The 22,839-nt window shown below is 60.7% G+C and carries 21 protein-coding genes and 3 tRNA genes; 7 read left to right on the top strand and 17 right to left on the bottom strand.

Annotated elements, in window-relative coordinates; translation table 11 throughout:
* Positions 1 to 242: 242 nt before the first annotated feature.
* From ACO6VD_RS18260 to ACO6VD_RS18250, 3 genes are all read right to left on the bottom strand, one after another.
* Positions 243 to 327, bottom strand: a tRNA-Leu gene (locus ACO6VD_RS18260).
* A gap of 53 nt (positions 328 to 380) precedes the next feature.
* Positions 381 to 456: transfer RNA gene (locus ACO6VD_RS18255), tRNA-His, on the bottom strand.
* 41 nt (positions 457 to 497) lie between these two features.
* A tRNA-Arg gene (locus tag ACO6VD_RS18250) sits at positions 498 to 574 on the bottom strand.
* Positions 575 to 858: 284 nt separating this feature from the next.
* Between ACO6VD_RS18250 and folD the strand changes: the two genes are divergently transcribed.
* Entirely contained in the window at positions 859 to 1,713 is an 855-nt protein-coding gene (gene folD, locus ACO6VD_RS18245) for a bifunctional methylenetetrahydrofolate dehydrogenase/methenyltetrahydrofolate cyclohydrolase FolD (protein ID WP_400171684.1), read from the top strand.
* 138 nt (positions 1,714 to 1,851) lie between these two features.
* Here folD and ACO6VD_RS18240 read toward each other — a convergent pair whose 3' ends face one another.
* Genes ACO6VD_RS18240 through ACO6VD_RS18215 form a run of 6 tightly spaced genes read right to left on the bottom strand, consistent with a single transcriptional unit; the run spans position 1,852 to position 7,788 of the window.
* Positions 1,852 to 3,591 (bottom strand): carbohydrate ABC transporter substrate-binding protein, encoded by a 1,740-nt coding sequence (locus ACO6VD_RS18240; RefSeq protein WP_422421067.1) that lies wholly within the window; start codon positions 3,589 to 3,591, stop codon positions 1,852 to 1,854.
* A 50-nt stretch (positions 3,592 to 3,641) separates the two neighbouring features.
* A complete protein-coding gene (locus ACO6VD_RS18235) occupies positions 3,642 to 3,914 on the bottom strand; it encodes a DUF2160 domain-containing protein (protein ID WP_422421065.1) in 273 nt (90 codons plus the stop codon).
* An 11-nt stretch (positions 3,915 to 3,925) separates the two neighbouring features.
* Positions 3,926 to 4,726 (bottom strand): carbohydrate ABC transporter permease, encoded by an 801-nt coding sequence (locus tag ACO6VD_RS18230; protein ID WP_422421063.1) that lies wholly within the window; start codon positions 4,724 to 4,726, stop codon positions 3,926 to 3,928.
* A gap of 10 nt (positions 4,727 to 4,736) precedes the next feature.
* Positions 4,737 to 5,600, bottom strand: coding sequence for a carbohydrate ABC transporter permease (locus ACO6VD_RS18225; RefSeq protein ID WP_400171688.1), 864 nt, complete (start codon positions 5,598 to 5,600; stop codon positions 4,737 to 4,739).
* Positions 5,597 to 6,694, bottom strand: a complete 1,098-nt coding sequence (locus ACO6VD_RS18220; protein WP_422421062.1) for an ABC transporter ATP-binding protein — start codon at positions 6,692 to 6,694, stop codon at positions 5,597 to 5,599. Before ACO6VD_RS18220 ends, ACO6VD_RS18225 begins: the two co-directional genes overlap by 4 nt.
* Entirely contained in the window at positions 6,694 to 7,788 is a 1,095-nt protein-coding gene (locus ACO6VD_RS18215) for an ABC transporter ATP-binding protein (protein ID WP_422421060.1), read from the bottom strand. The genes ACO6VD_RS18220 and ACO6VD_RS18215 overlap by 1 nt, the downstream gene beginning before the upstream one ends.
* A gap of 252 nt (positions 7,789 to 8,040) precedes the next feature.
* On the opposite strand from ACO6VD_RS18215, the gene ACO6VD_RS18210 reads away from it, so the two are divergent.
* The 3 genes from ACO6VD_RS18210 to ACO6VD_RS18200 all read left to right on the top strand — a co-directional run bounded on the left by ACO6VD_RS18210 (position 8,041) and on the right by ACO6VD_RS18200 (position 11,662).
* Positions 8,041 to 9,834 carry a sigma-54-dependent Fis family transcriptional regulator gene (locus ACO6VD_RS18210; RefSeq protein WP_422421059.1) on the top strand — a complete coding sequence of 598 codons (1,794 nt, stop codon included), beginning with the start codon at positions 8,041 to 8,043 and terminating at the stop codon, positions 9,832 to 9,834.
* Between the two features lie 186 nt (positions 9,835 to 10,020).
* Positions 10,021 to 11,067 carry an ornithine cyclodeaminase gene (locus tag ACO6VD_RS18205; protein ID WP_422421058.1) on the top strand — a complete coding sequence of 349 codons (1,047 nt, stop codon included), beginning with the start codon at positions 10,021 to 10,023 and terminating at the stop codon, positions 11,065 to 11,067.
* 100 nt (positions 11,068 to 11,167) lie between these two features.
* Positions 11,168 to 11,662: an Lrp/AsnC family transcriptional regulator gene (locus ACO6VD_RS18200; RefSeq protein ID WP_400171693.1), complete on the top strand. Its 495-nt coding sequence runs from the start codon at positions 11,168 to 11,170 to the stop codon at positions 11,660 to 11,662.
* Positions 11,663 to 11,676: 14 nt separating this feature from the next.
* On the opposite strand, the gene ACO6VD_RS18195 is transcribed toward ACO6VD_RS18200, so the two are convergent.
* The 8 genes from ACO6VD_RS18195 to ACO6VD_RS18160 all read right to left on the bottom strand — a co-directional run bounded on the left by ACO6VD_RS18195 (position 11,677) and on the right by ACO6VD_RS18160 (position 17,694).
* Positions 11,677 to 12,729 carry an AI-2E family transporter gene (locus ACO6VD_RS18195; RefSeq protein ID WP_422421057.1) on the bottom strand — a complete coding sequence of 351 codons (1,053 nt, stop codon included), beginning with the start codon at positions 12,727 to 12,729 and terminating at the stop codon, positions 11,677 to 11,679.
* 12 nt (positions 12,730 to 12,741) lie between these two features.
* The gene (locus ACO6VD_RS18190) at positions 12,742 to 13,539 is read right to left on the bottom strand and encodes a DUF4892 domain-containing protein (RefSeq protein ID WP_422421055.1); all 798 of its coding nucleotides are present in this window, start codon (positions 13,537 to 13,539) and stop codon (positions 12,742 to 12,744) included.
* 115 nt (positions 13,540 to 13,654) lie between these two features.
* Entirely contained in the window at positions 13,655 to 14,509 is an 855-nt protein-coding gene (locus tag ACO6VD_RS18185; RefSeq protein ID WP_422421053.1) for an alpha/beta hydrolase, read from the bottom strand.
* Complete coding sequence (locus ACO6VD_RS18180) at positions 14,506 to 15,300, bottom strand: alpha/beta fold hydrolase (RefSeq protein ID WP_422421051.1); 795 nt, start codon at positions 15,298 to 15,300, stop codon at positions 14,506 to 14,508. The genes ACO6VD_RS18185 and ACO6VD_RS18180 overlap by 4 nt, the downstream gene beginning before the upstream one ends.
* Before the next feature lie 92 nt (positions 15,301 to 15,392).
* Positions 15,393 to 15,740: a hypothetical protein gene (locus ACO6VD_RS18175; RefSeq protein WP_422421049.1), complete on the bottom strand. Its 348-nt coding sequence runs from the start codon at positions 15,738 to 15,740 to the stop codon at positions 15,393 to 15,395.
* A 116-nt stretch (positions 15,741 to 15,856) separates the two neighbouring features.
* On the bottom strand, positions 15,857 to 16,309 hold the full coding sequence (gene sixA / locus ACO6VD_RS18170) for a phosphohistidine phosphatase SixA (RefSeq protein ID WP_422421047.1): 453 nt from the start codon (positions 16,307 to 16,309) through the stop codon (positions 15,857 to 15,859).
* Positions 16,306 to 16,653 carry a DUF4389 domain-containing protein gene (locus tag ACO6VD_RS18165; RefSeq protein WP_422421045.1) on the bottom strand — a complete coding sequence of 116 codons (348 nt, stop codon included), beginning with the start codon at positions 16,651 to 16,653 and terminating at the stop codon, positions 16,306 to 16,308. The genes sixA and ACO6VD_RS18165 overlap by 4 nt, the downstream gene beginning before the upstream one ends.
* Positions 16,654 to 16,668: 15 nt before the next feature.
* Positions 16,669 to 17,694: an NAD(P)H-dependent glycerol-3-phosphate dehydrogenase gene (locus ACO6VD_RS18160; protein ID WP_422421043.1), complete on the bottom strand. Its 1,026-nt coding sequence runs from the start codon at positions 17,692 to 17,694 to the stop codon at positions 16,669 to 16,671.
* A gap of 170 nt (positions 17,695 to 17,864) precedes the next feature.
* On the opposite strand from ACO6VD_RS18160, the gene ACO6VD_RS18155 reads away from it, so the two are divergent.
* From ACO6VD_RS18155 to ACO6VD_RS18145, 3 genes are read left to right on the top strand one after another with little or no spacing between them, the layout of a single operon-like run.
* Positions 17,865 to 19,976 carry a TonB-dependent receptor plug domain-containing protein gene (locus ACO6VD_RS18155; RefSeq protein WP_422421042.1) on the top strand — a complete coding sequence of 704 codons (2,112 nt, stop codon included), beginning with the start codon at positions 17,865 to 17,867 and terminating at the stop codon, positions 19,974 to 19,976.
* On the top strand, positions 19,973 to 20,869 hold the full coding sequence (locus tag ACO6VD_RS18150) for an ABC transporter substrate-binding protein (RefSeq protein ID WP_422421099.1): 897 nt from the start codon (positions 19,973 to 19,975) through the stop codon (positions 20,867 to 20,869). Before ACO6VD_RS18155 ends, ACO6VD_RS18150 begins: the two co-directional genes overlap by 4 nt.
* Positions 20,866 to 22,791: an ATP-binding protein gene (locus tag ACO6VD_RS18145; RefSeq protein WP_422421040.1), complete on the top strand. Its 1,926-nt coding sequence runs from the start codon at positions 20,866 to 20,868 to the stop codon at positions 22,789 to 22,791. The genes ACO6VD_RS18150 and ACO6VD_RS18145 overlap by 4 nt, the downstream gene beginning before the upstream one ends.
* The last annotated feature ends 48 nt before the right edge of the window (positions 22,792 to 22,839 follow it).

The following is a 22,839-nucleotide window of genomic DNA, read 5'->3' as shown; positions in this document are numbered from 1 at the left end:
TAGAGAGGTCACGTGAACCGAGGAAAAAGGGAAATCTAAATCAGAATCTTTTACATATATTTTGAAGGAACGACGAATTTCCCACCGACTGAATGCAGAGGAAGAGTCCGAAACTGAACAGGAAAGGGTGCTCGGGAGCAGGAAGCCTGCGTGTTTGGCCAACCGCAGAAACGAAAAAAGCCGCACTAGGCGGCTTTTTCGAGGCTTTCTCACACTTCAGCGAAGGGCGGTGAAAGCTTGGATGGTGCGGACGAAGAGACTCGAACTCTTACAGCTTGCGCCGCTGGAACCTAAATCCAGTGTGTCTACCAATTTCACCACGTCCGCGTGAAGCTTTTAAAGCAAAGGCGCCAGATTTTCATCGGGCGCCTTTTGGAATATGGGGTGGACGATGGGGATCGAACCCACGACAACAGGAGTCACAATCCTGTGCTCTACCAACTGAGCTACGCCCACCATATTGCATTTACCGCTTTACTTGTGCCTAAGCTGCCTATTGGCGCACCCGGCAGGACTCGAACCTGCGACCATCCGCTTAGAAGGCGGATGCTCTATCCAGCTGAGCTACGGGCGCATATTTAATCTGCTTTCTGTTACGATTACAAATTAACTTTTAGCCGTACCGAACAAGCTACCAAATCCGCTCATTCTGCCTGACCTTGCTAACCAGTGCTAGGCTCTGCCCGACAAGTGCGACGAATGTTATAGACGAGTGGTTAGGTCGTCAACTCTTTTTTGAAAAAAATTCATTTTATTTAAGGGGTTAGGGGAATAGCCGGACCAAGCGCCTTTGCCCTCGGCCCCCTTCATGCGAGAATGCGCGCTCATTTTTTCCCTCTCGATGGTTAATCACGCGTCATGACTGCACACCTTATAGACGGCAAGGCGATCGCCGCCAGCCTGCGCCAGCAGATCGCCCAACGTGTTGTCGAGCGTCGCCAGCAAGGCCTGCGTACTCCAGGCCTGGCGGTGATCCTGGTCGGCACCGATCCGGCTTCTCAGGTCTATGTTTCGCACAAGCGCAAGGACTGTGAAGAGGTCGGCTTTATCTCCCAGGCATTCGACCTGCCCAGCGAGACCACCCAGCAGGCCCTGACTGACCTGATCGATCGCCTCAATGATGATGCGAACATCGACGGCATCCTGCTGCAGCTGCCGCTGCCGGCTCACCTGGATGCGTCGCTGCTGCTCGAACGTATTCGCCCGGACAAGGATGTCGATGGTTTCCATCCTTATAACGTCGGTCGCCTGGCCCAGCGTATCCCGCTGCTGCGCCCGTGCACGCCGAAAGGCATCATGACTTTGCTGGAAAGCACCGGTCAGGATCTGTACGGCATGAACGCGGTAGTCGTCGGCGCCTCCAACATCGTTGGTCGGCCGATGGCCATGGAGCTGCTGCTGGCCGGCTGCACCGTTACCGTCACCCACCGCTTCACCAAGGACCTGGCTGGCCACGTCGGCCGCGCCGACCTGGTCGTGGTTGCCGCCGGCAAGCCGGGCCTGGTCAAGGGTGAGTGGATCAAGGAAGGCGCCATTGTCATCGACGTCGGTATCAACCGTCAGGAAGATGGCAAGCTGGTCGGTGATGTGGTCTACGAGACCGCCCTGCCCCGCGCCGGCTGGATCACCCCGGTGCCTGGTGGCGTCGGGCCGATGACCCGCGCCTGCTTGCTGGAGAACACCTTGTATGCGGCGGAAGAGCTGCATAAGTAAGGGTTCAAGCAGACATGAAAAACGGCACCTGTGAAGGTGCCGTTTTTTTGTGCCTGGCTGCAGGGCCTCTTCGCGGGGCAAGCCCGCTCCCACCGGGGTGTCACTGGGAGAGTGGGAGCGGGCTTGCCCCGCGATGTTTCACTTGCGCGCCGCCTCCCAGGATTTGAGCAGTTCGCTGTAGCTGACCGTTTCGCCTTTGGGCTTCTCGTTGGCCAGTTTCGGCTTCGGCGCACCCGGCTGGTCGTACCAGTACTGGGCGTCACGCTCCGGATTGAGCTTCGGCGCGCAGGTCGCCTGGGCTTTGGAACGTTCCAGGCGTTCCAGAATCTTGTCCTGGTCACGCGCCAAGCCATCCAGCGCTTCCTGCGGAGTCTTTTCACCGCTAGCCGCTTCAGCAATGTGGCTCCACCACAACTGCGCCAAGCGCGGGTAGTCCGGTACGTTGGTGCCGGTCGGGGTCCATTGCACCCGCGCCGGGCTGCGGTAGAACTCCACCAGGCCGCCGAGCTTGGGCGCCAGGTCGGTCATGGCCTGGGAGTTGATGTCCGACTCGCGGATCGGCGTCAGGCCAACGATGGTCTTCTTCAGCGAAACTGTCTTGGAGGTGACGAACTGGGCATACAGCCAGGCCGCCAGGCGCTGTTTCTCCGGCGTCGACTTGAGGAAAGTCCAGGACCCGGCATCCTGGTAACCCAGTTTCATACCCTCTTCCCAATACGGACCTTTGGGTGACGGTGCCATACGCCATTTCGGCGTACCGTCGGCATTCATCACCGGCAAGCCCGGCTTGGTCATGTCGGCGGTGAAGGCGGTGTACCAGAAGATCTGCTGGGCGATGTTGCCCTGCGACGGCACCGGGCCCGACTCGGAGAAGGTCATGCCCTGCGCTTCCGGTGGCGCATAAGCACGCATCCAGTCGACGTACTTCTGCGTCGCGTAGACCGCAGCCGGGCCATTGGTGTCGCCACCGCGGGTGACGCTGGAACCCACTGGATGGCAGTCCTCGACACGAATCCCCCACTCATCCACCGGCAAGCCATTGGGCAAGCCCTTGTCACCGCCACCGGCCATGGAGAACCAGGCATCGGTGAAGCGCCAGCCCAGTGACGGGTCTTTCTTGCCGTAATCCATATGGCCATAGACGCGCTTGCCGTCGATTTCCTTGACGTCTTCGCTGAAGAATTTGGCGATGTCTTCGTAGGCCGACCAGTTGACCGGCACACCCAGCTCATAGCCGTACTTTTCCTTGAATTTGGCTTTCAGGTCGGGCCTGTCGAACCAGTCGGCACGGAACCAGTACAGGTTGGCAAATTGCTGGTCGGGCAGCTGGTAGATCTTGCCGTCAGGAGCAGTGGTGAAGGAGATACCAATAAAGTCTTTGATATCCAGGGTCGGCGAGGTGTAGTCCTTGCCCTCGTTGGCCATGAGGTCGGTGATGGACTCCGTCTTGCCATAGCGAAAGTGCGTACCGATCAGATCCGAGTCATTGACCCAACCGTCGTAGATGTTCTTGTCCGACTGCATCTGAGTTTGCAGCTTCTCCACCACATCGCCTTCCTGCAGCAAGTCGTGGGTCAGCTTGATCCCGGTGATTTCACTGAAAGCCTTGGCCAGCACCTTGGACTCATATTCGTGGGTGGCGATGGTTTCCGACACCACGTTGATCTTCATGCCACGGAATGGCTCGGAGGCTTTGATGAACCACTTCAATTCCTCAAGCTGCTGCTCCGGAGTCAGGGTCGACGGCTTGAACTCGCTGCCGATCCATTTCTTTGCCGCGTCTTCATAGGCATCGGCCCAGGCGCTGGCGTGGAAACTGCCGAGCACGAGCAAGGCGGCCAGGGTCAAATGTCGCCGGTTCTTGTTGTTGTCGAACATCGTGATCTCCCGATTGAGTATTCCCATGGAGCCTGACCGAACCTGCTCGGTTAACCCCAGCGCATCACCACCAACAGCCACACCGCCGACAGCAGCGAGGCTACCCATAGATTCCAGTCGCTGACCCCGATCACCAGCAGGTGCAGGTAAGCGCTGACCAGAAGCCCGATGAACAGCCGGTCGCCACGGGTGGTGGCAATCGGCAGAAAACCACGACGCTCGACGCACGGCCGACGCAGTTCAAACAGGGTCATGCCCACGAGCAGCAGGCCAATCGCAGTGAAGAACACTGCCGTCGGCAAGGTCCAGGCCATCCAGTCCATCGCGCGCCTCCTCAGACCCGGCCCAGGGCAAAGCCCTTGGCCACATGGTTACGGACAAACCAGATCACCAGCATGCCCGGCAGGATGGTCAGCACGCCGGCTGCCGCCAGCACGCCCCAATCGATCCCCGAAGCCGACACGGTGCGGGTCATCACCGCAGCAATGGGCTTGGCATTCACCGAGGTCAGGGTGCGCGCCAGCAGCAGCTCGACCCAGGAGAACATGAAGCAGAAAAATGCCGTCACGCCGATACCCGAGCCAATCAGCGGCACGAAGATCTTCACGAAGAAGCGCGGAAAACTGTAGCCATCGATGTAGGCGGTTTCGTCGATTTCCTTCGGCACTCCGGACATGAAGCCTTCGAGGATCCACACCGCCAGCGGCACGTTGAACAGGCAGTGCGCCAGGGCCACGGCGATATGGGTGTCGAACAGGCCGATGGACGAGTACAGCTGAAAAAACGGCAACAGGAACACCGCAGGTGGTGCCATGCGGTTGGTCAGCAACCAGAAGAACAGGTGCTTGTCGCCGAGAAATCGGTAGCGCGAAAACGCATAGGCCGCGGGCAAGGCCACACTCAGCGAGATCACGGTGTTCAGGCACACGTAATACAGCGAGTTGAGGTAACCGGTGTACCAACTGGGGTCAGTGAAAATGACCCGGTAGTTGTCAAAGGTGAAATCCTGCGGCCACAAGGTCAGGCCGCCGAGGATTTCGGTGTTGCTCTTGAACGACATGTTCAGCAGCCAGTAGATCGGCACCAGCAAAAACAGGATGTAGAGCAGCAGGGGCAGCGTTTTGCGCAGGTTCATGGTCGCCCTCCTAGTCTTTGTCGGCATGAGTCATGGCGGTGTAGAACAGCCAGGACACCAGGAGGATGATCAGGAAGTACACCAGCGAAAATGCCGCCGCCGGCCCCAGGTCAAACTGCCCTACCGCCATCTGCGTCAGGGTCTGGCTGAGGAAGGTGGTGGCATTGCCCGGCCCGCCGCCGGTCAGCACAAAAGGCTCGGTGTAAATCATGAAGCTGTCCATGAAGCGCAGCATCACCGCGATCAACAGCACGTTTTTCATCTTCGGCAACTGGATATGCCGAAACACTGCCCAGGCCGACGCACGATCGATGCGCGCGGCCTGGTAATAGACATCCGGAATCGCCCGAAGCCCTGAGTAACACAGCAGCGCTACCAGTGAGGTCCAGTGCCAGACATCCATCACCAGCACCGTGACCCAGGCATCCATGGTGTTGGCGGCATAGTTGTAGTTGATGCCCAGCTGATTCAGCGAGGCCCCGAGCAGGCCGATGTCGGCGCGGCCGAAGATCTGCCAGATGGTGCCGACCACGTTCCACGGAATCAGCAGCGGGATGGCCATGACGATCAGGCACAGCGACGACCAGCGCCCTTTGGTCGGCATGGTCAGGGCAATGGCGATCCCTAGTGGAATCTCGATCAGCAACACGCACCCCGAATAAACGAACTGGCGCAACAGGGAGTCGTGCAGACGTGGGTCCTGCAGCACCTGGCGATACCAGTCGGCACCGACGAAGTAGCGGCTGGACTGGTCGAAAATATCCTGCACCGAGTAATTGACCACGGTCATCATCGGTATCACCGCACTGAAGGCCACCAGCAGAAACACCGGCAACACCAGCCACCAGGCCTTGTTGTTGGGGATCTTGTTCATGGCCCGACCTCCAGCAGCACGTCGTCGGCGTAGAGCATCAACCACTGCGCCGGAAAGCTGATCCAGGCCTGCCCTTGCGGCACCACACGGTCTTCGCCAAGGCGCACCTTGAGGGCCACACCGTCCAGCTCCAGGGTCAGGATCCGGTACGTACCGAGGTCTTCGATATCCACTACGCTGGCGCTGAAGGCATCATCAAAGGGTGCCTCGCGCACCTGCACGAACTCCGGACGGATACCGACCTGCAAGCGCGCCACCGGCGTACTGGCCAAGCGCGCCTGCAATGCCCCTGGCAACGGCAGATGGACACTGGCGAAGCCGACCCCGCCGGGCTGTGGCTGCACATCGATCAGGTTCATCCCGGGACTGCCGATGAAATAGCCGACAAAGGTATGCCGCGGCCGCTCGAACAACTCCCGCGGCGTACCGAATTGAACGATCTGTCCGCCGTACATCACCGCAATCTTGTCGGCGAAGGTCGAGGCCTCCAGCTGATCGTGGGTTACGTAGATCATGGTGATGTTGAACTGCTCGTGAATCTGCTTGAGCTTGCGCCGCAGCTTCCACTTCAGGTGCGGGTCGATCACTGTCAACGGCTCATCGAAGAGGATCGCCGAGACGTCATCACGCACCAGTCCGCGCCCCATGGAGACTTTCTGCTTTTCGTCAGCGCTGAGGTTACGGGCCTTCTTTTTCAACACCGGGCCGAGTTCGAGCACCTCGGCAATTTCCTCCACTTTGCTGCGCACCCGTGCCTCATTGAGGCCCTGGTTGCGCAAGGGAAACGCGAGGTTGTCAAACACCGTCATGGTGTCGTACACCACTGGAAACTGAAAAACCTGGGCAATATTGCGCGCCTGGGGCGACAGCTCATTGACCACCTTGCCATCGAACAAGACCTGGCCGTGGGAGGGGCTGAGCAATCCGGAAATGATGTTGAGCAATGTCGACTTGCCGCACCCCGAAGGCCCGAGCAAGGCGTAGGCACCGCCCTGCGCCCAGACATGCTCCAGTTCGCGCAAGGCATAGTCATCCGCACCAGCAGGGTTGCGGCTGTAGCTGTGAGCCAATTGCTGCAGGCGAATCTCGGCCATCAGGCAACCCTCGCTTCGCGGGCACCCGGTGCCTGTACCAACTGTCCGGCGCTGTCGAAAACAAACAGCTTGTGGGTCGGGATAAACACCCGGATCGGTGCATCGACGTGGTACTCGTGCACACCGGACAGGTGCAGGATGATGCGGAAGTATTCGCTGCGCACATGCAGGAAGGTTTCCGAGCCGCTGATTTCCGCCAGCTCCACCAGCACCGCCAGTTCCAGATCGTCGTCATTGGAGGGCACCAGGCTGATATGGCTGGGACGCACGCCAAAGCGATACTCACCGTCACCGATCCGGCGCAGGTCGGCATTCATGGCAAAGTGCACAGCGCCGGCGAAGCTCACTTCATTGCCGCTGATGCGCCCGTCAATCAGGTTGATCGGCGGTTCGGAAAACAGCTCGGCCGCCAGCACCGAACGCGGCTGGTGGTAGACCTGAGCGGTGGGGCCGCTCTGCACGATATTGCCTTCATGAAGGATGGTGGTGGTGCCCCCCAGGGCCAGCGCTTCGTTAGGCTCGGTAGTGGCATAAACGGCAATGCAGTGGCGCGAAGCGAACAGTTCGCGCATTTCCTGGCGCAGCTCTTCACGCAGTTTGTAATCGAGGTTCACCAGCGGCTCATCGAACAGGATCAGCTCGGCATCCTTGACCAGCGCCCGGGCCATGGCCGTGCGCTGCTGCTGGCCACCGGACAGCTCCAGTGGCAGTCGCTGCAAAAAGGGCTCGATGCGCAGCATCTGCGCGGTCTGATGCACCTTGTGGCGAATTTCTTCCTCGCTCACCCGTGCCTGACGCAGCGGAGATGCGATGTTTTCGAAGACACTGAGGGTCGGGTAATTGATGAACTGCTGATACACCATCGATACGTTGCGCTGGCGCACCGGCCTGCCAGTGACATCCACACCGTTCATCAGCACGCGCCCCTGGTCTGGACGGTCCAGCCCTGCCATCAAGCGCATCAGGCTGGTCTTGCCGGACAAGGTGCGACCGAGCAGGACATTGAACGAACCCGGCTCGAAACTGAGGCTGGCATCGATTATCCAGCGCTGGTTGTCGACGGTGCGGCTGACGTGCTCCAGCGTAAGCGACATAGGGCGGCCCTGATTATTGTTCTCGGACAGGCATTCGCTGTAGAGCCAGATTCGTGCCAGCCCCACCGTCATCGATAAGTCATTGTCGTGGCGTTGTTTTTTATTGATCGACAGAAGCAGCAGATTCGCGACTGAACAAAACTGAACAGCGAGTGCTGAACACCTGAACAGCGCTGACATTGACAATGAACAGGACTGAACAACACTGGATCACACAAAAACAACAACTCAGCGCCCGTAGAGGAAAGGCCCATGGCCGTATCCAGTGCCTCCCACGCCCAACTGATTCAGGCCTCCTGGGCACGCTGCCGCAACTACGGCCTGGAGCACCAGTCGCTACCCGATTACGGTGAATGTTGCGCTGCCAGCCTCAGTGAACTGCTCGAACGCCATCATGTCCTGTTGCGCACCACCTGCGACGAGGTGATGCCGCAGTTCAATCACCTGTTAGGCAACTCCAGTTATCTGATCATGCTCAGCGATGATCAGGGCCAGTTACTGGAAACCTGGGGTACCCGGCGCTTCATCGACCCGCGCCAGCAACACGGTTTTGTCGCCGGGGCACGCTGGCTCGAACAAGGGGTTGGCACCAACGCCATCGGTACCGCCCTGGCCTGCGCCGAGGCGGTGCATGTGGGCCAGGATGAACACTTCCTCAAACTCAATCGCTACATGGCCAGCGCCGCCGCGCCGTTGTTCGACGCCGAGCGCCGGCTGATCGGCGTACTGGATGTGTCCAGCGACAGCTACCTGCCGGCCTCACAAACCCTGGGTCTGGTGCGGATGATGAGCCAGAGCCTGGAGAACCGCCTGATTCTCGCGCGCTACGCCGGCCACTATCGCCAGCTGAGTTTCAACACCGGCTCGAACAACCTCGACAGCCAATGGGCCGGCCTGCTGGTGTTCGATGAGCGCGGGCGCATTCTTGCCGCCAATCGCCGGGCTGACAGCTTGCTCGGTCAGCCCGCCTTGCAGCACAGCCTGGAACACCTGTTCCAGACCCCACTGTCGACATTGCTGGATCGTGCCGAAGGCCAGCCCTTTGCCGTACAGGTAGCCGGACGCAATCGCTTTCATTGCCTGTTACATGCGCCCTTGGCAAAGCCCTCGACACCTGCCAGCCGTCAACCGCCGGTCGATTGCGACCCCCGTATCAGCAAGGCCCTGCGTCAGGCCGGGCTGCTGCTGGAAAAAGACATTCCAGTATTGATCCAGGGTGAAACCGGGGTGGGCAAGGAGGTCTTCGTCCAGGCTCTGCACGAAGCCAGCAGCCGTCGCAAGCAACCGTTGATTGCGGTGAACTGCGCCGCGATCCCGGCCGAGCTGGTGGAATCGGAACTGTTCGGTTATGAGAAAGGTGCATTCACTGGCGCTCACCACAAAGGTAACCCGGGCCTGATCCGCAAAGCCGAACATGGCATCGTATTTCTCGACGAGATCGGCGACATGCCGCTGCCCACCCAGGCGCGCTTGCTGCGCTTCCTGCAGACCCGCTGTATCCAGCCCCTGGGCAGCGGCGAGCCGGTGCCGGTGGACATTCGGGTGATCTCGGCCACCCACCAGGATCTGGTCGAACGGGTACGCCAGGGGCTCTTTCGCCAGGACCTGTACTACCGGATCGCCGGGCTTAGCCTGAGCCTGCCACCATTGCGCGAACGCAGCGATCGCCTGGCGCTGATCGAGCAGCTCCACCAGCACTACCGTGACATCGATGCACCGCGACAGCTGGACAGCAAAGTACTGGAGTATCTGTTGCAGCATCCGTGGCCAGGTAATGTGCGCCAGCTGGCCAGTACCCTGCAGGTTGCCCTGGCACTGGCAGGCCAGCAGCCCATCGCTCTGGAACACTTGCCGGACAGCTTTTTCAGCGAACTGCCTGCAGCCAGAAGAGCCGAACCCACCCCGCCCTTTGCCGCGGATGAGCGTAACCTGAACCTGAGACTGCAAGCACTCAAGGGCAACGTCTCAGCCCTGGCTCGTGATCTGGGCATCAGCCGCACCACTCTCTATAAACGCTTGCATGCCCAGGGCCAGGCCGACGACTGATCCGCGCCTGAATGCCTCAAGTACAGGCTTGACGCTCAACAGCCGATTCCGCTGTTAAACCGCACATTTCAGCTGAACCTGCTGAGTGTCCGCCTTGCTTCAGCCGAGATGTTTCCCTTGGCGCATCGACAATAGCCGTATCGCCCCAAGCTGCGTGCCTCGGTGCCAATAACAAAGGAGTTCATCATGACCCGCTATATCGATGTGACCGACCTCAGCCATCTGGTTGCCCGCAAAGGCCTGAGTACCTGCATCAGCGAAATGGCCGAGTACATCCGTGAGGACTACCTGCGCTGGCACGACTTTGAGAAATGCCCACGCCTGGCCAACCATTCGCCCGATGGCGTGATCGAGTTGATGCCAGTGTCCGATGCCAACCTGTATGCCTTCAAGTACGTCAACGGCCACCCAAAAAACACCCAGCGCGGCATGCTCACGGTCATGGCTTTCGGCGCGTTGGGCGATGTCGATAGCGGCGCCCCGGTACTGCTCAGCGAAATGACCCTGACCACTGCCATTCGCACCGCCGCCACCTCGGCCCTGGCAGCCCGCTACCTGGCACGCCCAAACAGCCGGCGTATGGCACTGATCGGCAACGGCTCGCAAAGTGAGTTCCAGGCCCTGGCCTTCCATGCCTTGCTGGGCATCGAAGAAATCCGCCTGTACGACCTGGACCCCAAGGCCAGCGCCAAACTGGTCGCCAACCTCAGCGCCTTCCCGCAGTTGCGGGTAAGCATCGCCGGCTCTGTCGCCGAAGCAGTACGCGGCGCCGATATCGTCACCACCGTGACGGCCGACAAAGCCTTCGCCACCATCCTCACCCCGGAGATGATCGAGCCAGGCATGCACCTCAATGCCGTGGGCGGCGACTGCCCAGGCAAGACCGAATTGCACCGGGACATCGTCGAGCGCGCCCGGGTGATCGTCGAATATGAGCCGCAAAGTCGTATCGAAGGTGAGATCCAGCAGATGCCTGCCGACTCGCCGGCCACAGAGTTCTGGCAAGTGGTCAACGGCCAGGCGCCCGGCCGCGAAAGCGCCGATCAGGTGACCCTGTTCGACTCGGTCGGCTTTGCCCTGGAAGACTATTCGGCCCTGCGCTATGTGCTCGATACCGCCAAAGCACTGGACATTGGCCACGACATTGCCCTGGTACCGGAGCTTGCCGATCCCAAGAACCTGTTCGCCCTGCTGCGCCAGCCGCTGGCCAACGCCGCGAAGAAAACGGCCTGACCCCTGTCAGGTTCGGCCGCTCAATGTGATACAGACGCCGACCAAGGAAGGTCGTACCATATTCATGGTCACCCACCGTTTGAAGTGAAGCCGAACCTGTATGGATACCAAGGTTAACAGCCCACACGCCACACCTGCGCTGGACCGGATCGACGAAGCGATCATCGACGTGTTGCGCCATGATGGGCGCATCACCTACGAGAAACTGTCCTCGCTGGTGCACCTTACTCCCCGCCCCTGCCTTGAACGGGTACGCAAGCTGGAACGCCGCGGGGTGATTCGCGGCTACAGCGCAATCATCGACGAGCAACGGGTGTCGCCCGGACTGTCATTGCTGGTGCTGGTGGCCCTGTCCAATCAAAGCGGGCGTTCAGCGCAAAAGGCCTTCGAAGCTTGTGTACGCGCCTGCCCGCAGGTCTTCGATTGTCAGTTGATCAGCGGCCATTTCGACTACAGCCTGCGCATGCGTTGCCGCGACATGGAGCACTACCGGGTGCTGACCGAAACCTGGATGAACAACGACGAGTTGCACATCGACAAACTTGTCGCCCACCCGGAGCTTGCGGTGGTCAAGCATTCCGCCCCGCAACACTGACCCAAGGCTGCCAATCAGGTGCGCGGCGGCGCCACTGGCGTGCTGCGCGACCAGTCGAGCAGCAGACTGTAGGCGACGGCCAGTAGAGTAGGACCGATGAACAGGCCGATGAAGCCGAAGGCCAGCAAGCCGCCAAACACCCCCAGCAACACAATCACCAACGGCAGGTTGCCACCGCGACTGATCAGGTAAGGCTTGAGCACGTTGTCGACGCCACTGATGATGAACGTGCCCCAGATCCCGAGAAATACCGCCATGCCGTATTCACCCTGCCAGGCCAGCCACGCCGTGGCCGGCACCCAGGCGAGTGGCGGGCCCATGGGGATCAGGCTGAGCATGAAAGTGACGATACCCAGTACCAACGCACCCGGTACGCCGGCGATCAGGAAACCGATCACCGCCAGCACGGCCTGGGCCGCCGCGGTACCGATCACACCGTTGACCACCCGCTGCACCGTACCGGCAACCAGTTCCAGGTAGTACTCGGCGCGCTCGCCAATCAGCCGATCCAGCAAGCGCAGGACGAATGCCGCCAAACGCGGGCCATCACGATAGAAAAAGAACACGAACACCAGGCTCAAGGTCAGCTCGAGCATCCCGCTGCCAATCTGCGCACTGCGTGCCAGCAACCAGTTTCCGACCTGCCCCAGGTAGGGCTTGATCGTCGTCAGCAATGCCGCACCCTGCTGATCGAGGGTGTTCCACATGCGCACCAGGCGCTCCCCTACCAGGGGCACACCCGCGAGCCAGTCCGGCGCATCCGGCAAACCATCGACCTGGACATCCCGCACGAACGCGGTGGCATCACGAATATGATCCGCCAGATTGAAACCCAGCCAGACCAGCGGCAACGCCACCAGCAAGATCCACAGCGTGGTCAACAAACCTGCAGCGAGGGTTTCGCGCCCACCCAGCAGGCGGGTCAACAGGCGCATCAGCGGCCAGCTGGCAAACGCCAGAATGGCCCCCCAGAGCAGCGCCGACATGAACGGGGCCATCACCCACAGGCCTGCACCGAGCAGGCCCAGGAGGATAATCTGCACCAGCAGACGGTCATTATTGGGCATCACGTATCTCGATCAACGTATCAGTTCGACGTGAAAACCGTCGGTTTTGGCGTCGCCCACTTCCAGCCGGGCCGCAAGCACGCCGGCCTTGATCAGTTGCTCACGCCAGGCTTCGGCCTGGCTGCCACTGAGGCTCACACGCAACGTGCTGTTGTTGTTCAAGCTGCGCCCGATCAAGGTTACCCAAGTTTGCGGCGGCTCGCCGCTCAGATCAGGGTAGTCGAGCTTGCCGGTGTCGAGCAGTTCGCGCATGACCGTGGCCGGTGTTGGCAGCAGCTCACCCAGAGGCGCCTCGGCGACAAACTGCTCGACATGCAAGTAAGCGCGTTTATTGCCACGCGTAATGCTGTACAGCGCGATCAAGGTGTTGCTCTGCTCGGCGGAACGGCGCAACAGAATGAACGCCTGCTGTTCGTCCGAGCCAGACAACTGCCGACTCTTGAACACCTCATTGGCCCACAGGCTGTTTTCACCACAGTCACGTGCCTGGCACCAGAACAGCGGGTACCCACCGTCTTTCTGCAAGGCTTCACGCGCGGCCGTGAAGGCTTCGTTGGCGCTGCGCTCACGCGGTAACTCATAGGTTACCGAGCTGACCTCACCACGGCTTTCAATCTTGCCTTCGACGCGCAGCTGATTACTGATCTTGCGCAGACCACCCAAGGGATAGATACGCTCCTGCACCAGTGCCGGGCGCTGATCGACGACTTTGGCATCGACCGGTACCGGCAGCCCTTCGGCCAACAATGGCGCACTGGCAAGCAGGCCCAACCCGGCAATCGCAGCACGGATGCAATACGTGAGACTCATAGGCACGCCACGCAGCACGGGGCGTCAAGGTGGCCACAGGATGTGACATTGTCTTGCTCGTTCATGGTTGTCTCCCTGTTCAACCCGCCAAGCCTCGACAGTTGACCGCCGCAAGTCAAGAAATGCCAAAGAAGCGATTGAAACAGTCTGCAACAAGGGTTGCGCCATCTTCGTCATTCACGTGCAAATGATGGCCGCCCGGCAACACTGTCCGGGCAAAGGGTAGCTGCTCGAGCAGCTCGTTGTGGCGGGCGAGCATACCGTCGGCAGCCACTACCAGCGTAGCCGGACAGGCGACGCGCTGAACGAAGCTCAAGGCCTGCGCTTCACTCAGACGCGTGGGCGATGGCAGGGTCAGGCGGCTGTCGCTGCGCCAGCTGTAACCACCCGGTACCGGCATCAGCCCACGCTGAGCAAGCAGTTCGGCGGCCTCACGACTGACCGCGACCAGGCCCTTCATACGCGCCTGGATCGCTTGATCAAGGCTTGGGTGCACGGCCTTGCGCTTGCTGTCCAGGCGCAGTTGCGCCTGTAAGGCCATGCCCATGCGCTCGGCGGCATCTTGAGGGCCACTGGTGGGCGGGATCACCCCGTCGATCAGGGCCAGACGGGTAACGCGCTCAGGCAGCGATCCAGCCAGCACCACCGAGATGATCGCGCCCAGTGAGTGGCCGATCAGGGCAAATCGTTCCCAGCCCATCTGTTCGGCAACCCGCAACACATCATGGGCATAGTCCCACAGGGCATAGCCCGCACCCGCCGGACGATGCTCGGAGTGACCATGGCCGGCCAGGTCCAGGGCCAGGATGCGCAGCCCGTGAAGTTTCGGCGCCAACCGGGCAAAGCTGTTGGCATTGTCCAGCCAGCCATGCAGGGCAATCACCGGCACGCCGTCGGCCGGGCCAAACAGGTGCCCGGCCAGTTCAATATGCCCGAGGTTCAGGCGAATCTCTTGCATATTCGTGCTCATACAGGCTCCTGCTGCCAGCGATCAAACAGACCTTTTATCAGGCTCGCGGTGTCCGTGGGCCGCTCCAGCGGAAACATGTGCCCCCCTGGCAAGCTGTGGTATTCGCCCCGCGGCAGGCTGCGCACAGCCAAAGCATGATGATGCCGGACAATCCGGCTGCTGCTGCCGCGCACCATGGCCAGCGGCAGCTCCAGGCGCTTGGCCGGTGCCGGTCGGGTGTGCGGAATATTGCGGTATATGCTGATTTCGGTAGCCGGATCGAAGCGCAGGCGCAAGCCTTCGTCGGACGTTTGCAGGCCGTGTTCCAGGTAAGCGTCGAGACAGTCCGGGTCGAAATGGCGGAACAGTGATTTACCGGCGAAATAAGCCCGGGCACTTTCACGGTCGGTAAACGCCTCACGCCGGCCCAAGGTGCGCCCAGCCGGGGTGATGCGATCAATGAAACCCATGCGTTTGGCCGCCTGTAGCACCCACTGATCAATGCGGGTCAGCACCGGCGAATCGAGCATGACCACGCCGCGATAAAACTGCGGACAACGCAATGCCGCATGCAAGTGCAACACTCCGCCGAGCGAATGCCCGACACCCCAGACCGGGCCCGGCTGCTGTTCCAGGTGATGAATCAGCTCGTCAACCAGGTTCTGCCAGTTTTCATCGACCGGGAAACGCGGGTCATGAGCATGTTGCGGCAAGTGAAACACCTGATAGTCGGGTGCAAGCGCAGCGAAGAGCTTACCGTAGGTCGCCGAAGGGAAGCCGTTGGCATGGGCGAAGAAGATCTGCTGCGACATGGCCGCCTGTCCCTGGGAGAGTGATGGGCCATTGTCTGCAAGTGCCTGGCAATCAGCAATGTCTGGAAAAGCCATCGCCAAGGGCAATCAGGTCAATACTCGCCAAAACTGGCCATCGAGCGGCGCAGGCACGCCTGCATAGACGCCAGTTGCAACTCCAGGGCCTCACGGGCGCGGCGTTTGTCTTCGGGATCGAGATCGAGTTTGCCCAAGGCCAGGCAACTGGATTGCAGCAGGTGGGCCATACGAATGCTGGCCTGGCGCAATTGTCCGAGTTCGTACTGACCTTCGAATTTGCGCAGCAGATTATCGAGTTTGGCGTCGGCACTGTCCTGCAACAGGCGGTACTCGGCAAAACCCAGCACCTGATCATCTTGCACTTTATCCAGCGTTGGTCTCAGGTCTGCCGAATAGACCAGATGTGGATATCTACTGCTCATTACCTGATCCCCTGGGCTACCCTGCCCGTGTCTTTGGCGAACGCTAACAAGCCGACCACTGATCGACAACTGATAAATATGTCAGGTCGATCAGTGGCCTACGGCGCGCCCAAGGCTCAGGGGTGGGAAAGACCGCGCAAGGTCATCAATCCGGCCAGCGGCCAGTCACCTTCGAGCTCGGCCAGGCTCGCGGTGGACATTGAGGGTCCCTGCTGGTGGCCTTGCTCCAGCATCCCTACCAGACAACTCACCAGCGGCTGATGGCTGACCAGCAGCACGTTTTCCAGGCCGAGCTTGTCCAGCTCGGCGATAACCTTCTGGGGATCGGTATCCGGCGTTAGCCAGGTGACTGTCTGCACCGGCTTGATGAAACCAAGGGCTTGGTGAACCAACGCTGCAGTCTGTTGAGCGCGTACGTAGGGGCTGGCGAGGATGACTTGCAGATCCTGGCCGAGCAGGTGTGCAGCGCTGCGCAATACCTGCTCGCGACCATGAGCGGTCAGCCGACGTTCCGAGTCGCTATTGGCCCGAGGTTCGGCCTCACCGTGACGCAACACCCAGAGCTTCACAGCTTGGGCTCCTCGTCACGGACTGGATGCGGCGCTGGCGGTACACTATGCGCGGCTTCACCTTCCGGGGCGCGCGGCGCTGGCCAATCGGCAAACGGCCAGGGCTTCTGGTCGCTATGAAAGCTGCCGAAGCGACCGATCTGGGCCAGAAACTGGCTGAGGCTGTCGCCGAAGTTCATCATGCTCGCACTCGGCGCGCCGTAGATCAGGCGATAGATCAGTTGCACCAGCACCAGGCCGCCAAGTAACAGTTCGGCCAGCTGCCACACCACCAGGAATACCAGCATCCACAGCACGCGCAGAATGATGGACTCACGCGGGGCCTGGTTCGGGGATTCGTTCATGCCTTGCTCCTGTACTCAGTTGAAACCGCTGGTGGAAATAAAGTCGACATCGGTTTTCGGTTCGGCGCGCATCAGCAACTCGATCACCTGGTTCAAGGTCCGCCCTTCGAAAAGAATCGCATGCAGGCCTGCAACCAGCGGCATATACACTTGAACTTCCTGGGCTTTGACCTTGAGCACCTTGAGCGTATTTACCCCTTCGGCAACCTCACCCAGGCGGCTGACCGCCTCTTCCAGGCTCAACCCTTGCCCCAGGGCGTGACCCACCTGGTAATTGCGGCTCTTGGGCGAAGAACAGGTAACGATCAGGTCGCCGACCCCGGCCAGGCCGAGAAAGGTCATCGGGTTGGCACCCTGGCTCACGGCAAAGCGCGTCATTTCCGCCAGGGCCCGGGTAATCAGCATGCTTTTGGTGTTCTCGCCCATGCCCAGGGCCACCGCCATACCGGCGATAATGGCATAAACGTTCTTTAGCGCCCCACCCAGCTCGACACCGAAACGGTCGCTACTGGCATAGACACGGAAGGTACGCCCGTGCAGCACTGCCTGCACACGCTGGCAGAGCGCTTCGTCTTCACTGGCGACCACGGTGGCGGTCAGCGCATGCTCAGCGACTTCACGGGCCAGGTTCGGCCCTGAAAGCACACCGATGCGGGCCTCGGGGGCGATCTCTTCAAGGATCTGGCTCATCAACTTGAAGCTTTGCGCCTCGATCCCCTTGGTCAGACTGACCAGCATCTTGCCACGCAGCAGTTGCGCATGTGGCGCCAGCACACTGCGCAGCGCGCTGGATGGCAGGGCGACGAAGATCAGCTCGCACGCCTCTAGGGTCGCCAGCAGGTCGTTGACCGGATCAACGCCCGGGTGGATCTTCACGCCCTTGAGGTAACGTGGATTTTCCCGATTTGTGCGCATTGCCTCGGCCTGCTCCGGATCACGCATCCATTGCCGTACGCCGATGCCGTTTTCCGCCAGCAGATTCGCCACGGCGGTACCGAAACTCCCGCCTCCCAGAACTGCAACAGGCTGCTGTTCAGTCATATCCAATCCGTTAAAACCAATTAAGTGGCAACTCCCGCATTATACGGAGCGCCCGAGCCAGAGCCAGCGCCAGTTGTGTGAATTGACCACGAAATCGCGCCCTACGTCACTGAAAAATGCTGGCCACTCGGTTAACATGCCCGGTTTGAATTCGATACCAAGGCCGCACCGTGTCATTTGGCCCCCCAGCTTCGCGCCCCCTCTTGTTGTTGACTGCCGTATTGGCTGGCCCCACGGCAGCGGACGACCTGTTCGTCGACAGCCAGGCGCTACCTCAGGTACTCACCGCTACCCGGCTCAAACAGTCGCCCGCAGCGGTGCCTGGCAGCATGACCGTGCTCGACAGTGCCTTGATCAGCGCCAGCGGCGCCCGGGATATTCCCGAATTGCTGCGACTGGTACCCGGGATGATGATCGGCTACGGCGCCGGCAATCAGCCCACGGTCAACTACCACGGCAGCAACGTCAACGACGCCCGGCGCATGCAGGTGTTGATCGATGGCCGTTCGGTATACCGCCCTGGGCTGGCAACGGTGGACTGGAGCGACATTCCGCTGGCCATGGAGGATATCGAGCGCATCGAGGTGTTTCGCGGCCCCAATACTGTCAGCTATGGCGCCAACGCACTGATGGCGGTAGTCAACATCCTCACGCGCAAACCGGCCGACAGCCACGGCACGCGCTTGAAGGTTACCCGTGGCCAGCGCGGCATCAATGACTGGTATGCCAGTCAGGGCAGCGGTTGGGACGGCGGCGACCTGCGCCTGTCGCTCTCGGGCAAACAGGATGATGGCTTCGATGAAACCCGCAACGGCCAGGATTACCACGACAGTCGCCGCCTCGACCGCCTGAACCTGAGTGTCAGCCACGCCCTTACCAATAACCAGAGCCTGGATTGGCAGTTCGCCGCCAAGGAAGGCAGCAACCAACGGCCCTACACCTACAAGCCAGTGTTCTATGGCGTCACCGCCAACGGCGACGGCTCCGACACCAAGGCCAAGGACTATGCCGGCTCTGTACGCTGGAACATCGACTTCAACCCCGAGCACAGCCTTTACCTGCAAGGCACGGCCCAGCACTGGGACCGCCAGCAAGTGTGGCGCGCCTGTGATGCGGCCCTGTCGTTCAGCCCGGAACTGACCCGTTTGTGGCAGCTCAATCCGAACTACGCCGAGCAAGTGGCACGCAATATTCGTTCGCCATTGCCCGCTGGCGGTGCGACAGAGCAAGCCTTGGGCCGTCAAGTGCAGCAACAATGGCGCAACGGCGGCTCCAGCCAGGTGTGCGGCGACATCGACCAGAGCACCCGTGAAACCCGCTACGACCTGGAACTGCAGGACACCCTGAGCCTGTCCGACAGCCTGCGCCTGGTCAGCGGCGCCAACTACCGCTATGACCGCGCCGACTCGCAGACCTTCTTCAATGGCAGCCTCAACGACACCACCTGGCGCCTGTTCGGCCACCTGGAATGGCGCGCTGACGAGCACTGGATCGTCCAGGGCGGGGCGATGTTCGAAGATACCAAGCTCTCCGGCAGCTCACTCACCCCGCGCCTGGCCGTAAACTACCTGATCACCCCACGCCACGGTCTGCGGGCGGTGTACTCTGAGGCCGTGCGCTCACCGGACATGTTCGAAAACAATGTCAACTGGAGCTATCGCGTCAACAACCTGAGACCTGGTGCCTTCGGTCAACGCAGCGCCCGGTATTTCGTCAAGACCCGTGGACCAGGCGACCTCGAACAGGAACGCATGCGTTCGCGGGAACTGGGCTATAACGGTTACTTCGCCGACGCCGACCTGAGCGTTGACCTCAAGCTGTTCTACGACGAAATCACCGGCATGATCAGCGAGCCGCTGCGCAACAACCAGTACATCGCCAGCAATAGCAACAAGGCTCGATTCAGCGGTACCGAGACCCAACTGGACTGGCGTCTGAGTCCGGCTGACCGACTGCGCCTGACCTACGCCTATGTCGATGCCTGGGCCAGCAACCCCGATGATCGGCGCCTGAGCGCGCATAACAGTGGCTCGGCCGGCTGGCTGCGCGACTGGGGGCAAGGCTGGTCCAGCGCCCTCTTCTATTATGGTGACGACGAGCTGAACCAGTACCGCTTCGAGCGCGTCGATCTGCGCGTGGCCAAGCGCCTGCGCTGGGAGCGCACACAGCTTGAATTGGCGGGCACTGTGCAGCAGCGCCTGGATGATGAACCCACCACCTTTGCTGATAACCGCTTTGACAGCCGCCATGTTGTGTATTTCAGTGCGGAGCTGGAATTCTGATGCGCGTGTTGCGGCATTGGCTGCTATTGATCTGCCTGTGGCCACTGGGCGGGTTATCGGCCAGTGAAATCCTGCTCACCGGCATCCAGGACAGCCCCGGCGTCGAACAATTCGTCCAGGCCCTGCGTGAACGTCGCCCTGCCGACACGGTGCACTTCGTACCGGTGACCGAACTTGCCCGACCTTCCCGGCTCAATGCTGCGATCCGCCTGATCCTGCTCGACAGCGCCAGCCTGGAATGGCGATTGAGTGAGACCGCGGGTCCACCGGCGCTGGCCCTGCGTGTCAGCCGGGTCCAGGCAGAGCAGCGTCTGGGCAACTTGCGCCCGGCTTACCTGAGTTTGCTATGGAGCGATCCGCCCCTGGACCGTCAGTTGCGCTTGACCCGCTACCTGCTGCCCGAGGCCCAGCGTGTCGGCGTACTCTACGCCCAGCACAGCCACTTTCTGCTGGAAGAACTGCGCCGCGCAGCGAAACCCATGGGCCTTGAGATCGTTGCTCAAGCCTGGCCGGACTTGCGTGACAGCCGCCCCTTGCAAACCCTGCTGCAAAACAGCGATGTTCTGCTGGGCATCGACGATCCTCAGCTGTACAACTCCAAGACGGCGAAGAACTTGCTATTGAGCAGTTACGCCCGGCAGATGCCGGTAATCGGCCCGAACGCGGGGTTTGTTCGCGCCGGCGCCCTGGCCAGCACCCTGAGTAATCAGGACGATTGGCTGGCGGTCGTCGACCGGCTACTCGATCAACCGCCAGGCCGGTGGCCGCGAGCGCTTTACCCCGATCATTTCAGTGTCGTCGGCAATCAGCAGGTCGCCCGCGCCCTGGGAATCGAAACCATCGACCTCGAAGGCGCCGCCCTGGTGCTGGCCGAAGGAGAACGCAGACCATGAGGCGTCGTCTGAGCTGGGACATTCATACCCGCACGCAGATCATCAGCTTGGGGCCGGCGCTGCTGCTGACACTGTTGCTGATCAGCTTCTTCACCTTCGTACGGATCCAGGACCTGCGCCAGGAACTCAATCACACCGGCCAGCTGATCGCCAACCAGTTGGCGCCGGCGTCGGAGTACGGTGTCATCGCCGGCAACGACGAAGTACTCGAAAGCCTGATGCGGGCCACCTTGAGCATTCCTCATGTGCGTTTTCTCGAGGTCCAGGACAGCAGCAACCACATCCTGGTGTATGTCGAGCAGCCCGATGAACACGACAATCGCGCGCAGCAGGTAGAAGTGTTCCAGGCCCCTATCCGCCTGCAGCAGATCCGCCTGGATAACGACTTCCTGCACAGCGGCCGGCAACCCCTGAAGAACGTCGGTGATGACTACCTGGGCAGGGTCATTGTCGGCATGTCCAATGACGCCTTCAGCGAGCGCCAGAAGGAAATCGTGATCAAGGCAGGGATCCTCGCCCTGTTCGCCCTGCTCTTCACCTTTCTATTGGCCCGCCGCCTGGCGCTGAGCCTGGCCAAACCGATCAGCGATATGGGCCATGCGGTCAAAGCCATCCAGCAAGGCGACTTCAATGCACCCTTGCCGGTGGTCGATGACAGTGAACTCGGCCACCTGGCCCGGCATATCAACAATCTGGCCCGCGCCCTGGCTCAGGCCAGTCATGAACAGCAGCAGGCCATGTCGCAACTGATTCAGGCGCGCGAGGAAGCCGAACAGGCAAACCGGGCCAAATCCGACTTTCTGGCCATGATGAGCCATGAACTGCGCACGCCCATGAACGGTGTTTTGGGCATGCTGCAGCTACTGGAAACCACGGCGCTGAGTGAGGAGCAGGTGGAATACACCGCCGTGGCCAGTGAGTCGACCGGCCATTTGCTCAAGGTGATCAACGACATTCTCGACTTCTCGCGAATCGAGCGCACCAGCCTGGAACTGGAACATATCGACTTCAACCTTGGCGAACTGATCGGCAGTTGCGTGCAATCGTTCCAGCACCTGGCCAACCAGCGGGGCCTGAGCCTGCAACTACATCTGCCGCCGGGGATGGAGCAACTGCACGTCGTCGGGGACCCCACACGGATCCGTCAGATTCTGCTCAATCTGGTGGGCAATGCGCTGAAATTCACCGAACAGGGCAGCGTGCGCATCGAGCCCCGCTGGCAAGTGCTGGACCGCCAGCTGATCTGGTTCAACTGCGCCGTGCATGACACGGGTATCGGTATCGACAACCAGCGCCTGGAGATGATGTTCGTTGCCTTCCAGCAAGCCGACAGCTCGATTTCCCGGCGCTATGGCGGCACCGGCCTGGGCCTGTCGATCGCCCGCACCCTGGCTGAACGCATGGGTGGCACCTTGCGCGGCGAAAGCCGTGAAGGCCATGGCTCGACCTTTACCCTGGAGATGCCCCTGGCACTGGCGGTGCAACAGACGCCATGTCTGCCAAGCCAGCATATCGGTGCCGAAGAGGAAGGCCAGGGTCAGCGCATCCTGCTGGTCGAAGACAACCCGGTGAACCAGACGGTGATCGAAGCCATGCTGCGCAGCCTGGGGTTTGAGGTGTACATTGCTGTGGACGGCGCCCAGGCCGTGGCGCAAGTTGCTCGCCAGCGCTTTGCCGCGACGCTGATGGACTGCCGGCTGCCAATCATCGACGGCTATGAAGCAACCCGGCGCATCCGCCAGCTCCCCCAGGCTGCCTCCATGCCGATCATCGCCTTGACCGCAAACGCCTTGCAGGGTGATCGCGAGCGCTGCCTGAGTGCAGGAATGAATGATTACCTGGCCAAGCCGTTCAAACGAACTGATTTACAGCAAATTCTGCAGCGTTGGTTACCCGGTCAGTCAGCTGCGACTGGCGATTAATGTGAAATTGCGGCAGTCTTAGGAACTGGACAGGCCACTGAAAAGGCC

This window comes from Pseudomonas sp. GZD-222 (assembly GCF_049310525.1).
GTDB lineage: Bacteria > Pseudomonadota > Gammaproteobacteria > Pseudomonadales > Pseudomonadaceae > Aquipseudomonas.
The sequence above is the reverse complement of the archived record's forward strand: the minus strand, read 5'-3'. Positions and strand labels throughout refer to the sequence as shown.